8 protein-coding genes and 1 pseudogene are annotated in these 13,726 nt (G+C 57.9%); 4 read left to right on the forward strand and 5 right to left on the reverse strand.

The window, feature by feature from the left end:
• The first annotated feature begins 3 nt into the window (after positions 1–3).
• Genes VSP_RS30175 through VSP_RS30190 form a run of 4 tightly spaced genes read left to right on the forward strand, consistent with a single transcriptional unit; the run spans position 4 to position 5,144 of the window.
• A complete protein-coding gene (locus VSP_RS30175; RefSeq protein WP_081452814.1) occupies positions 4–690 on the forward strand; it encodes a prepilin-type N-terminal cleavage/methylation domain-containing protein in 687 nt (228 codons plus the stop codon).
• Positions 687–1,205, forward strand: a complete 519-nt coding sequence (gene vccB, locus VSP_RS30180; RefSeq protein WP_009965430.1) for a Verru_Chthon cassette protein B — start codon at positions 687–689, stop codon at positions 1,203–1,205. The genes VSP_RS30175 and vccB overlap by 4 nt, the downstream gene beginning before the upstream one ends.
• The gene (locus tag VSP_RS30185) at positions 1,183–2,139 is read left to right on the forward strand and encodes a PulJ/GspJ family protein (protein WP_081452815.1); all 957 of its coding nucleotides are present in this window, start codon (positions 1,183–1,185) and stop codon (positions 2,137–2,139) included. Before vccB ends, VSP_RS30185 begins: the two co-directional genes overlap by 23 nt.
• Positions 2,136–5,144 carry a hypothetical protein gene (locus VSP_RS30190; protein WP_009965433.1) on the forward strand — a complete coding sequence of 1,003 codons (3,009 nt, stop codon included), beginning with the start codon at positions 2,136–2,138 and terminating at the stop codon, positions 5,142–5,144. Before VSP_RS30185 ends, VSP_RS30190 begins: the two co-directional genes overlap by 4 nt.
• Positions 5,145–5,382: 238 nt before the next feature.
• On the opposite strand, the gene vccA is transcribed toward VSP_RS30190, so the two are convergent.
• The 5 genes and pseudogenes from vccA to VSP_RS43285 all read right to left on the reverse strand — a co-directional run bounded on the left by vccA (position 5,383) and on the right by VSP_RS43285 (position 13,699).
• A complete protein-coding gene (vccA, locus tag VSP_RS30195; RefSeq protein WP_009965434.1) occupies positions 5,383–9,408 on the reverse strand; it encodes a Verru_Chthon cassette protein A in 4,026 nt (1,341 codons plus the stop codon).
• A gap of 635 nt (positions 9,409–10,043) precedes the next feature.
• Positions 10,044–11,099 (reverse strand): transposase, encoded by a 1,056-nt coding sequence (locus tag VSP_RS38110; protein WP_009965435.1) that lies wholly within the window; start codon positions 11,097–11,099, stop codon positions 10,044–10,046.
• A 73-nt stretch (positions 11,100–11,172) separates the two neighbouring features.
• Positions 11,173–11,640, reverse strand: a pseudogene (locus VSP_RS30205) (transposase); the annotation flags it as partial.
• Between the two features lie 1,030 nt (positions 11,641–12,670).
• Positions 12,671–13,444: a hypothetical protein gene (locus tag VSP_RS42785; protein ID WP_156346629.1), complete on the reverse strand. Its 774-nt coding sequence runs from the start codon at positions 13,442–13,444 to the stop codon at positions 12,671–12,673.
• A gap of 66 nt (positions 13,445–13,510) precedes the next feature.
• The gene (locus tag VSP_RS43285; RefSeq protein ID WP_009965438.1) at positions 13,511–13,699 is read right to left on the reverse strand and encodes a hypothetical protein; all 189 of its coding nucleotides are present in this window, start codon (positions 13,697–13,699) and stop codon (positions 13,511–13,513) included.
• Between the last annotated feature and the right edge of the window lie 27 nt (positions 13,700–13,726).

The raw sequence follows: 13,726 nt of genomic DNA on the forward strand, positions 1-13,726 counted from the left end.
GTCATGAAAACGCCACCGACGTTCCCACGCACCCATGCTCGATTGGCCGGCTTCACGTTGATCGAACTGCTGCTCGTACTGGCCGTGATGACGATCCTGCTGACGCTGGTGGTGCCGGCGGTGCAGAGCACAGGGGCCGCGCGACTTACCGCAGGAGGCAAACAAGTGGCGGGACTCGTAGGGGCGGCCCGCCAGACTGCCATGTCCCACAACACGCTGGCAGCCCTGGTGCTGCTTACCAGCCCAAACCAGCCCCAGGCTTACCGGGCCTTTGCCATCATCTACTACAAGGAAGGCCAGGGCTGGGTCCAAAAAGGCAACTGGGAAATGCTGCCGGAAGGCGTGGTGGTGGATGCGTCCAACACCGCTGATAGCACCTTCCTTCTTCACTCGCCCGAACCGTTCCCCTTCTTGAGCGAAGAGCAAGGGCAGGCGGCGCCTCCCGTGCGGTACCAGGGGGAGGGAGTTCAGGGCAACAACGCCATGGCCGCGCGCATCTTCACTGCCGGGGGCGGTTTGCTGGATGCCTCAGTGCCCTCCCAAATCCGCCTGGTGGAAGGGCATGTAGTGAGCGGCACCGTGCAATACGGCAGGCCCGGTGTTGACGGCAGGCCAGACAACTTTTTTGACATCGCCATCCTGGGGGCCACCGGCCTGCCAAAGATCAGTCGTCCACAACTCGAACCATGAAACCGATTAAGCGCCTTTCTTCCGGCTTCAGCCTGGCTGAGGTGGTCCTCGCCATAGGAATCTGCTCCGTGGCCCTCATGTCCCTCATCGGAGTGTTGGGAGTCTCCCTTTCTGCGGAGCGGGATTCTGCACGGGACACGGCCCTGACAGCCATGTCCTCACAGATCGTGGCCCGGCTTTCCAAGCAGCCTTTTGATGAGTTGCTCAAGAGCGTCGGGTCTGCCTCGGCCTCCGCAGAGGGAGACAGCGCCATGCCAGATGCCGGTCCTGTCTTCTACTTTGACTCCCAAGGCATGCTGCTCGCCGACGCCAGTGACCCAAATGAGTTGAGTGCCGCCTACCGATGCCTGGTCACACAACGCCCCTGCGAGGATACCAAAAATCCCACCACCGGCGCCTGCAACCTCGTCCGTGTGGAGATGGCCTGTTCCTGGCCCGTGACGAGCGGAAGCGGATCGACCAGCGCCCAGTCAACCGGCCAACAGCGTCTCTATGCAAGCATCGCCCGATACTGATCATCGCGCCAGCAGCGCGAGGCGGGCTTTCACCCTGGTGGAGCTCCTGGTTTCCATCAGCGTGCTGGCCCTCATCGTAGCCCTGCTCGGCAGCTCGCTCACGGAGGTGAGCCGAGCCTGGACTCGCGGGGAGGGCAATGCGGAACGCCGCGGCAGCTCCCGGGCATTGGCAGATTTCCTGGCATCGGAGTTGCAAGGAGCCCTGCTTCCCGTGGAGGGCACAGACCCACGGGGGCAGGGCAATCTGCAATTCCTTGCCAGTCCTCCGGCGGCCCGTTTGCCTGCAGGGTGTGCCTGGTCCGACTCGCTCTTCTGGCAGACACCCCAGGCCATGGAGACCACCTTTGGAGAGATCGCCGTGGTGGGTTATTTCATCAAATGGACAGACGGCCGCCCCATGCTATGCCGTCTCTTCATTCCGCCGTCGGCACGCCAGGATGGCGTTGTTTCGAAGAACCCAGATTTCAGAGTCTATGACAGCAACCCCGATGCCTGGCTGGACGCCGGGATTGTATCGCGAAACGCGGCCCCGGATGACAAGGCCGGAGGCTATCGGGGGCTCTTTGCGGATCTTGTGCCCGGATTCTGGGTGCAGTGCTACGGGCTCGACGGTCAGGCACTGCCCCGCACCTATGACTCCCGCCAGGGCTATGACTGCCGCTTCCAGCCCGAAGGCAGGCTCAGCTACACAGAGAAGCGTTACCTGCCCGCCACAGTGAGAGTGTCCCTGGCCCAGGTGGACTCAGGTCATGAGTTTGAACTGGCGCAGGCGGCCGACGAGGTGCGCGCCATCGCGGCCGATCCTGCCGTCAGGGACGCAGCCACCTTCCTCCAGCGCATTCAGTCAGCGGCGGAAAGTTCGCCCACGCTCGCGGCGCTGCTCCCGGGGCTGCGCACCTACACCACGGAAATCCAGATGCTGCACTCCCGATGAAGTCTTGCCTTCCCATCCGCGCTTCCCGCCCAAGGGGAGCTGCCCTCATCATCACACTGCTGATCATCGCCCTGCTCACGGTCATGGTGGTGGCGTTTCTGGACACCTCCCGCATTGAGCGCAGCGTGTCTGCCCATCACATGGAGCGATCACGGGCCGCCCTGTTGGCCAGGGAGGGCGTGAGTCGCACCGTGGCCCTCTTGCAGAAGGAGACGGTGGACGCGCCTCGTCAGGAGGGTGAAACCGAGGAGCAGTTTGCCCTTCGCAAGAGGAACTGGATCAGCCAGCCCGGTGCACTGCTGGTGCCGGATGCGCTCCCAGCCAGCCAGAAAGAGATTCGCCGGAAGGTGGAACTCTCCAGCGGCACGCCCCAGACAACTGCACCCACCTCGCCCGTCTTCGAGCCAGCCAACCTGAATGTTCAGATCCTATCAGACCCGAAGCCCGGATCACGGCTCATCACCGATATCAAGGACCCTGCAACGGGCAAGCCGGTGCCATTGAAGCTGCGGTGGATCTATGTGCGGGAAGATGTAAAGGGAGGCGGCCTCTCCTATGACACAGCAGAGGAGCCGGACCTCCGTGACAGCGCCCGCCCCATCGTGGGGCGCTTCGCCTACTGGGTGGATGACGAGAGCAGCAAGATCAACTGCAACCTGGCCTGGAAGCGCACCCCGTCTGGCACTCCGCCCGCGCGTGCCAATCAACATCCGGCATCCCATCCGAGCCGCATCAATCTCACCAGTTTGATGCAACCGGATGGCGCGCGCCTCGACGAGGCGGCAGCAGATGCCCTGCATCAGGAGGCCGCCACCCGGCCGTTCAACTCTTTCACCGACGCCCGGAGAATCGAAGAAATGGCACCCGGCATCTCCAGCCTGCTTTCGCACAACAAGTTTGAGCTGACCCACTACAATCAGGACCCTGACACCACCTTCTTTGGCGAGGAGCGGATCATGCTCACCACCAATCCTGCACTGGTGCCCAAGAATGCCGACGGCACATATGCGCGGAAGTTTCTCGACATCCTCCGGGATGATCCCGAGACGCTGGGCCTCACCAAGGAGCAATTGGATCCGGGAAACTACGATCACCTTGCCGCCGGCCAGCCTGACTATGCGGGTGCGGGCTCCAATGTGCTGCTGCCCAACAAGCTCGACGGCGTGGTCCGTGATCTGATGCGCTACATCAGCTCCCGCGAATGGCCGATATCCCCCGGGGTCAGTTTTAAGGACAAGTACTACCCCGGCGCTGCCAGTGACTCGGACGCGCAGCTTTCCCAACTGGCGGTGAACATCATCGACTATGTGCGCGCGAAGGAGTCTGCCATGGACGTGTTCGCGCCCATGCGTTTTGGCCCGAACCCGGCGGGTGAGCTTACCACCCATCCTTCCTATGGCTACGCTGGCTCCAATACCTTTCTGGGCATCAGTCGGGCACCTTACATCACTGAAGTGGGCATGTACATGAAGAATGACCCAGTGCCGGTTCCCAATCCGGTGCCCTCAGGCTGGCCACGGGATACCCAGGGCAAGCCGAAGAATCTTTACCCGTTGCACTATCGGTTTGAGGTCTTTCTCCCACCCAACTATGGCGTGGACGACGGCGTGGACCTGGTGCCAGACAAGGACGCAGAGCCCACGCCAAACTCGTCCTATGGCTGGCATTTCAGTAACCCTGACATCACTGCCTCAGACAGCACCTTCACGCAGTATCTCCCCGGACCCGGTGGCAGAGTGACCAGTACCAAGGGTCGCTCCATCACAGTCCGCATCTTCAAAGAAGACATTGAAGGCGGGCAGACGAAGCTCATGCCTGGCCAGCGGCTGGTGGTGAACAAGGTGCTCTACCGCGATGCCCCATGGTCCGTCCGCAAGTATTGCCCCTGGCGGTTGGCCATGTATCTCTGGAAGTCGGACGCGGAAGGGTTCATGACTGGGCCTCATGCACCGCGCATCGTCATCACTCCGGAGCATGGCACCATCCGCTGCGACATGGGCGATCCTGGCACCACCACCCCGGCCAACATGGTCTCCCATGAGTGTGATGATCCCCGGGCCAGCGTGCATACCAGCGACTGGAAACCGAACAAGAACAACGGCAACACCTTCGGCGCCCCGAACTCCCGATCCACGGTGGGGGCGAATCCACTGAACGTGCGCCCGCAACAGGACGTGGACGCCGGTGGGAAGATCTCAGATGCCAGCTTCTACATGCCGCCTCCAAAGGGGCGAGGAACCAACGGACCAGATGGTGACAACGGCCGCCTCGGCTCGGTGGCCGAGCTGGGCTATGTGCACACGGGCAACAACGCGGCCACGGGCAGCATCCCCTGGCGCACCCTGCGTCTTCAGGTGAACAACTACACGACTGCCAATCCTTCCCTGCCGGACTGGGCGCTTCTGGATCTGTTCAGCGTGGCCAACACCGGCACCACCTCCAATGGCGGACTCTACAAGCCACATGGCACCTCCGTGGGAGGCCGCGTGAATGTGAACTCCCGCACGCTGCCGTTTGAGAACCTCACCCGGTCCCAGGCCCTGGTGGCGCTGCTCACCGGGGCCAATGGCATGACCTTGGAAAAGGCGACGGAGATCGCGGGCAACATTTACCGGCGTGAACTCTCCCCGCTGAACAACCGGCTCGGCAAAAGCTTCGGCAAAAGCTATGGCTTCCCGTGGAAGGCGGCACCCGTGGCCACGGACGCGAATGCCTATGACATCCCGTGGGAGATCTGCGAGGTGAAGGGCGTGGCCGATGAAGGCGAGGCCAGTGAGAGTCTTGTGCGCGAGATTGGCAGCCTCATCACCTCCCGTGGAGGTGTGTTCACCGTCTATACCGTGGGCCAGGCGATGAAACAAACCTCCAGCGGCCAACTGACGGTCACCGCAGAACAGCGTCAGCAGGTCATGCTGGAGCGTTACGTCACGAATCGAGGCACCGCCAATGCGGCCGATGATGAAGTGCGCTTTCGCGTGGTGTACTCACGCAACCTGACGCCATAATCGGTGCCATTGGCGTCGGACGCTTCACCAACAGCCGGAGACGAGGCCCTGTCCGCCCACCTTGCACCCCTGGCCCCATCTGGATTGCCACTTACGGAATCTTCTGTTAAACAGGGGGATCCTCGGTGGAGGGAATTCATGGGGCCGTCAGCAGATGCTTGAGCCCCGGAGTCCTTCACCCTGCACGCGAACTGAATCTACGGGTGATCCGGCAAAAACGTGCCCCGCGCGCGCCCGCTCAGGGAGCAAAGGTCCTCTTGGAAATAACGCGGAAACCATAGTGATCATCCAGCGCATCTTCGGGAAAGTCATTCTTGATGAAGTCTGGCAGCTTCTCGTTATTAGGGTCAAGATACCGCTCCAGAAGCACAGAGCCTCTTTGTTCTGCTGAAACAAAATCCACCGCTTCATCCCAGGTGGCGGCAGAGCTGGAACGGGCTTTCTTCAATGTCTGCACCCGGTAGTGCACAGTGTAGGTGTTCGACTTGGTGGTCAGTCGGGGGTAAAGATGGTTGTAGGGCGATTCGCGTACATTGTCCCCCGTCAGCTCATAGCCGTCTTTTTGGGTGCCCAGATCACCATTCCACCAGGAGACCATGGACTCGTACGTGGGTGAAGAACTGGGCAGACCGCCAGGATGGGTGTAATAGGTGCGGCCCGCAAAAGGCTGGGGCACAAGGAAGATCTCGCAAATCTCCGACGCGCTCCGAAAGATGTCCCCCTTCAAAAAGCGGTTTCGGATGCCTTTCATCGTCTCCGCTGCGTTGACGCCGTAAACAGTTTCATAGTTCAACCATTTGTCCCGTGACTTGTAACACCCCTCCCCCTTCGTGGGATCGTCATCTCCTGCCAGGGCATCCTTGGCCCAGGCCAGGTCAGCGGGGAGGGCTGAGATCCGCGAGCTGCGCAACACGGCATGAATGCCGGTGTTTCTCTCAATATAGGAGAAGGGCATGATCTGGCTGTTCAGATTGATCTTGCCCGCCGTGGATCCTGGCTCGCTGATCGCATAAGGCTCCACCACTGGCATCCAGAAAAAGTCGAGTAGGAGGTGGTCATGCGGAGGGCGGAATCCAAAATGGTCCCCAGGCTTCGGCTCCTCAAGAGAGGGAGTCTCGCGAGAAGGCGGATTCGGGCAGAAAAGCAGCGTCTGCCAGGGCGCGGGGGCTGGGATGCCGTCAAGAGGATCGGCATGGATCACGGACGGAAGCGAGCCAAACGCCACCGCGGAACAGATCTGCCGGTTGGGAGAGTAGAAACGGCCCGTTGTCTCCTCGGTGAAACCAATTCTGGAGAAGTATCCATCGTCCTCCTTTGTTGTATTTCCAGTGACTCCGGCGTCATCAATCTTGTTGATATAGGGCCCGTCTTCGATTCTTCCAGTGCCCGTATCCCAGTCCCCCGGACGCCCGTCGGTATTGTAGGCCCCATTCAGCTTTCTGGGAACCGCAGGCTGGCAGTCTTCCCAGTACTTTACATCGCGCAGCAAACCATAGGACTTCAGCACAGCCTTGTCCGGACCAATTTCATAGCCGGCCATTTTCCACACATGCTGCCTGCCCTGGTTCGTTGTCAGATAGGGCACCTGGTGACTGCGACCATAGTGTCCGGCGTAAGTTGACCCTGCATGCCGGAGGGATTGTGCTTCCTCAATGGGGCTGTTGTAGTCCTCATGAGGGGCGAAGTACTCCTTGGGCACCTCCTTGAGGGCACAAAGCAGGCGGTAGTCTCCTTGAATCGGGCTGGACGAGCCGGAAACGACCGAACGCACCGTGTCTCCGTAGCAGATGATGTTGTTGAGGATATTCTTGGTATTCAAACGGGCCTGCAGATTCATGCGATTAACGGCGGTGGCCCAGTTGGCATTGGAGCTCATTGCGGAATCCACTCGAACCGTGGGCACCGGCCAGGGTCCGGCTGTAGGGAAATCCAGGTGGAAGGTCTGAACCAATGTTTCGTCACCAAATTTCCCAGCAGGGCCTGAACCCGTATGAATCTCAATGGTCAGGTCCCCTCCCTCAAATAGGAAGGTCTTGCCGGCAGAGACGTCCACCTCCAAGCTGACAAATGGGAATGAGTCTGTTTCATCGGCATCCACCCCGCCAGGGGCAACGGCCTTCATCATTTTTTCGGCATTTCCAGTACGAGCCTTGTAGAAGTGCGAGTTTAACGAAGTGTAAGCCGTGGCAGACCCGGCGTCGCCCGTAGCACCAGATGCCACCCAAGTGCGGTTGACAAGCTGCGCACCAAAGCCCAGAGAGATGCCGTTTACCTTCCAGTTCTCCAGCCCCAACACCCGATAGCGCACATTGGGATTTCTCGGCGGCATACCCACGGCGGGGATGAAGGGCTGTAGGATCAAAAACGCCTGCATCTTCGTGGTCTTGTCGGACACGTTGGTGGGAGCTTCCACATCTTTAGGTTTGTTGGCAGACGCCATCTCCACTTGAGTCGCCATGAAGACGACTGCCGCCTCTACCACTGAGGGATAGTGGCCGAATGACTTCAGCTTGAGCGCATACGGCTCGGTCGGGGTGCCGCTCGCAGTCAATGGCACCGCTGTCGATTCAGCCATCCACTCAGGATTAAGCTTCGTGTAGGCCCGGGGCGGCAGGTAGTGGTATTTGGGTGTTTCGTAAGGATTGTGGCCATTCACCCCCCACCGGATGAAGTCGAACATGTTCAACAAGATCTGGTTGCGGTTCAGGCTCCCATACTTGTCATCAAACGTGTCACTGCCAAATCCCGGCGCAGCTTTCTTGGTCAGTCGTTGCAGATAGCTGAGCAGTTCCTGGTTCCGGGCAATCTGAAAGTCTGCCGTCTGACTTTGGGACGACCCTTGCTTGGTCGAGTTATTCTCCCAGGTGGACGCTCTCTGGAAGCCACCTGGGAGGCCAGCAGTGGTGGCGCAAAAGTTGAGCAGCTTGTCTTTGGCCGTGCGCTTGGCCTTGTCCGCCTGCACAGGCCACAGGGAGATGCGCGGGCGGTTGTAGAGATTGACCTCCGGGGCACGGCTGTGGGCTGTGAGGAAGAAACGACTGGCCTCCAGCTCACCACTGTCAATAAGGCCCCCGGCTGCATTGGGCAGCCTCATCCCCTGACTGTCGAGCGTTGATCCGTAGAAGAATTCATCCACCGTGCTGAAGAGTCTCTCGCGCTTAAACGGAATGCCTGTCGCAGATTTAGGCTCCTCCGTGCCCCCACGGGAGCCCTCGCCGGGGGCGCCAAGCTGAAGTCTGGGAGTCAAAGCGTAGAGCTTCCCCAGCCATGCTGTGTAGCTCTCCTTGTTGGCCACCATCCCGGAAGCGATGACCTGGGGATACTGATACTCATAAGACTCGTCAAACGCCTGGAGAACCACCCCAAGACTCGTCATGGCTGGATGTCCGGGATATCTCTGAAACTCATTTTGCGCAGGAGGGAAGTAGGCAAAATTCCGATCCGACCAGCTTGATGTACGCGGCAAATTCCAACCCGTCCCTTCGCCCGCCGTGTTGATGTTGACCTTGCAGCTTTCATCATCAGTCCAAAACGCAATCCGGCTGACTATGGGATTGCTGGCCGTAACTTCCGCGGCATTGAAGACCGCCTTGCCCCCCTCTCCTCCGGTGGGCACCACGATGCGCCCGTCCTGCAGCACATAGAGCCAGCGCACCGGCATGGGAAGGGGCTGCTGCGGAGTCGCCCCCGGCACTGACGCAGACGCGGAAAGGCTAAAGCCATCCATCTTGCCGACGGCCGGCTCCCCCTCTCCGCCCAGCAAGCTGTGATCGACGATGGGGTAGCGGTATTCCACCGTCCCGCTCCCGCTGAGTTTAGCCACCGGCTCATTGAGATCAACGAACTGGGCAGGCAGTTCCCTCCACTGAGCCAGACTCTCGACCTCTTTAAGAGCATCGAAGGTGTCACCCGCTTGAACCATTTTCTCTGCCGAATACAACCGCCACACAGATTGCAGATCGGACCGTCCAGGGATGGAGCCCGCCTGGTTCCCGAAGACACGGATCATTCCCGGCTGGGACGCCCAGGTCTTGGCCATGCCCAACTCCGTCGTGGCCTGCCTGATCTGGCCCATGACGATACTGACCGGCATGTCTGTGAGCTGGCGCACCTGGGCAATCTGGCTGAAGCCAGCCGACGCCCTGGATTCTGACGAGCCCATGGACAACATCGCCAGCACAAGCCCCATCAGCAGCGTGACAATGACCAGCACCAACACCAACGCCATGCCGGCCTGGCGGCGGCCCCCTTTAGACTGTGGCATATTTTCGAAAGAGTTAATCATAGAAACTAGAAGATTGATGGTGGGAACACTGGCGCAGGCTGTCTGCACAACTCCCAACTTGAGATGATGCCAGTACGACGAAAGCAGCGGTCGTATCCCTCTCTCTCAGCACAACCTCAACCGAGGCTGCTCATACGAGCGGGAGAAAAATCGGGATCAAAAGCCCATGGAATTGCAGGTGACCTAATTCGATTTCATGGACAGCGACCCTCGTTAGGGTGCATCGCCGAAACCAACTAGGAAAGGATTGATTGCGAGTTAATCCTGAATCATTGCGTCTACATTGTATTGTCTAAGGCCGCACTCAGGCCTGATGCAACCGGGATACACGGCCCATCGCAGACGTCAGATTCAAAGTCTGCCGCAGACTAGAAAACAGCTTCTTGGGGAATGCGGAACGTTTAAAGCCTCAGCACCGCAAAAACTCTCACCCACATCCAGAAGTGCGAAGCTGCAATCTGTAACGACAGGCTATACGCAAACCGCGTTCCGGGCAGCAAATCAGCACTCTTCCTGGATACGAGTCCACGGAGATTCTCCAGGGTCTCAATGCTCCTTGGCCCCCTATTCCCGCATGCACCAGCCACCCTGCTTTGCGGCACCCCTGATTGCCCTCACACCACCCCGACTCTCGGCGCTCGAAAGGCAAACATTCCGGCAAAACTTCCGCCCTTCATGGGGCGGGCACCTCGTTGGCGGCGGGCATCAAATTGTTCACGGCGCGCCTCAAAGAACTCATCCACAAACCCCCGGCTTCCCAAGGCCACACCTAGCGTGAAGTACGTCACCCGATGACGCAGCGTCTCCGCGAGCGTCAGCTTGCCGTCTTCCTCGCGCACCTGCTCCACCACCTCGCGCTTGATCCCCTTGCGCAGCACCTGGCTGTCGGAACCGTGACCGTCCCGAACCTCCTCCCCCTGGCCAAAGAGCCATACCCGGTAGCCGGAAAGCACTCGATCCGCACTCGGGATCCGTTGTGACCCTCCCGTCTGATTCTGCTCATGCAGCCGATGCTCATTGGTGATCGTGTACAAGGCTGACAACGCCTTGCGCCCCCCCGCCACCGCCTCCGCATAGCTGCACCACCGGTAGTCCTTGGGGTCCTGCACCAGTCCGGCCCGCACCGGGTTGAGGTCAATGTAGGCACTCATCACCGAGAGCGTAGCGAGCTCACCTTCCAGCAGCACACTGGTGAACCGCTCCTCCCAGAGAGTGCCCTTGCGATTCTCCCTCTTGTTGAACCACAGGCTGAAGCGCTGTTTGAGCTCCTTCATGAACTGGCTCACATCCCACATCCGCCCCAGGTATCTCTCCTTGAGTTCCTCGGCCGCCGCGTCATGCCCCTGGCTGCGAAAGGTTTCCAGCGTCTCCTTGAGCAGCCGCACCGCCGGCTTGGAATAGATCAGTGCCGCCTGCTTGAGCAGCCATGCATCCGAGAACTTTTCCGCCTCCGGTCGCTTCCGGACCTCCACCATGATGTGGAAGTGGTTGGACATCACGCAGTAGGACAACACCCGCACCTGGCAAAAGCCCTCATAGGCCCGCATCAACCGCACAAACTGCTCCTTCTCCTCCGGCCCGAACGCCAGCCGCCTCTCCACCACCCTGGATATGCAGTGGTAGTACGCAACCGGAACCATCTGATCGGCAAAATATCGAGGCGAGGCCATGAGGTCCCCATCGCATTAAAAGACTGCGCAGTCAACTTCCTTCTCTCGTAATAGCCTGTCTCTTCGTACTCCCCTCCCAGAGGGTCCCCTTGCGATTCTCCCTCTTGTTGAACCACAAGCTGAAGCGCTGTTTGAGCTCCTTCATGAACTGGCTCACATCCCACATCCGCCCCAGATATCTCTCCTTGAGCTCCTCGGCCGCCGTGTCATGCCCCTGGCTGCGAAAGGTTTCCAGCGTCTCCTTGAGCATCCGCACCGCCGGTTGGGAATAGATCAACGCCGCCTGCTTGAGCAGCCATTCATCCGAGAACTTTTCCGCCTCCGGACGCTTCCTGACTTCCACCATGATGTGGAAGTGGTTGGACATCACGCAATAGGACAACACCCGCACCTGACAGAACCCCTCATAGGCGCGCATGAGCCGGACAAACTGCTCCTTCTCCTCCGGCCCAAACGCCAACCGCCTCTCGACCACCCGAGAAATGCAGTGGTAATAGGCAACCGGAACCATCGGATCGGCAAAATATCGAGGCGAAGCCATGTCCCAATACTGACAGGCCCAGCCTAAATCGTCAACTTATCTCTTTTACAAATAGCCTGTCTATTTGTACTTCAGCTATTCTAGCCTGTCTAATTGCATTTTCTGCACATGGTGGATCTAGAACAAATAAGTACCTATCCCTTCACCGTCCTCTGCTACGAATCGGAAATTTGTGAACTTCGATTTCTCCACAAGATTCTTGAATCGCTCACTGCACAACAGAGTCCTTGATCTAGTCGTGGAAAAGTACAACAGGTCTTGCCCATCCCAGTCACTGAAATCGAACTTCCATCTTCTGAGCCCCCCCCCCCACTGACAAATCATAAAAACCCGTTTCCGGTTCAATAGGGCACGGAGTGACCAAGTCACTCATCGAAGGAATCGCGGGCACCCCCATTTCCGGAAGCACCCATCGGTAACACGGATCTGGCAGAGCTGAAAGACCCTTGTGATCCACAGCCCTCAATTCTAGGGGGAAGTGATGGATTCCTTTCAGGCCTGACGCCAGGAACCCCCTCACGAGACGGTCACTCCAAATGGTTCCCTCCAAACAGTAAAGGTGATCTGGCCAAGCCCTCGCTCGATAGTAGACATCAATTTGGCCCGCCCCTGGAAGGTAATCCCCCATGACTTTTCCAGCCCGGTAGACATTGCCCCTCTTCATTGAGACAAATTTCCCGCATGGGCTATTATTTAGGTATTCCATCACATAAAAGTTCATGGCGTTGCGAAATTGAAAGTTCTAGTGCTGCCGTCTTTAGTTACGAAAGTGTATCCCGTTCCCGATCTAATTTCATCCAATTTCGATCGGATTTGCGATTCAGTTGCTTCCGGAAATTGTCGAAAGAAATCTCGCCAAACTTGATTAAAACATCCGCCGCGAGCGATGTCTTTGCCGTTGTGCCAAGAGTCGTGGATGCGTTTATCAACAATCCTGCTGCCATTCTAGCCTGTCTATTTGTACTTCATGCAGAGAAGTATATTTGTATATTTCCAAAACTGAGTGCACACACATTAATCGGACGATGCACTAGCTCATCTCTTTGCGCTTACGATAGGTTTTCCATGCTAAGAATGCACCAGCGACCGAAAACGCAGACCAAAACAAAATTGCGCGATGCCGACGATTGACAACTTCTTTGATACTAATTTTTGAAGCAGGTTCCGAGATTGCGACAGGAGGTAGTCGTCCCGCTCCAGTCAGATCTTCTTGTTTCGCATTCTGGTGGCTGGAATTTGAAACTGCACCAGACACAATTTGACCAGCAACGTTACCCTTGTGATCCAAGATCAAAGATCCGGGGTTCGTTTGCATTTCTGAGGCATGCCTGGTGTTCGGTTGAATCCACATGCCAGAATGTGGAAGCTGTTGTTGCGCACGATTGAAAATCTCTTCAATGCTCTGCTCTGTCCTCCATTCAAGTGAGAACCTGCTATTCTTGAACCATATCACATATCGGCCATCCTCATCACTTCTATCTTCTCTTATGCTATTGTTTGAAACACAAACAACGAGCCCCTTTTCTTCATCTTTCGGCCCATTTAGACCGAATAGAGTGTAGCGATCCGGAAGGGATCCTCTCACTTTCATCTCTAAGGCATCTCGACTAAAAAACCTTCCCTTAAAATCATCCCACGAATCCGCGATTTCGCCGCCATTATATTTGGCGTAATATTCAAGCGCTGATCTTATGACTCCAGCTGAAGCGCTTGCGGGAGTGTCAATAACCACTCCCTGCAGTGGTCCGATTAAAACGCAAATCGCACCTAGTATCACCAACGGGCATCTAAGATTGTTCAGCATATCGTTCAATCTCTTACTGTAATTCTCGACTATTCCAACTCGGCAATGCGAAAAGACAGGCTACACTCAAGCCTCCTTTGATTTGAAGGAGGCGATCAAGTCTGGGAGCCAGCCGCCCAGGAGAACGCCCAACTGGCGAAGACAAAGGGCGTCAACCTTGGACCTGGACTGGCTGAGCGCGGAGTTGCGACGGGAGGGGGCGCGGCCAAAGAGGATGCGGTGGACGCCTGGAAAGAAAGGGGTGGATGGACGCATTTAAAGTAATACATCGAACCCGTTGAA

It is taken from the genome of Verrucomicrobium spinosum DSM 4136 = JCM 18804 (assembly GCF_000172155.1).
GTDB lineage: Bacteria > Verrucomicrobiota > Verrucomicrobiia > Verrucomicrobiales > Verrucomicrobiaceae > Verrucomicrobium > Verrucomicrobium spinosum.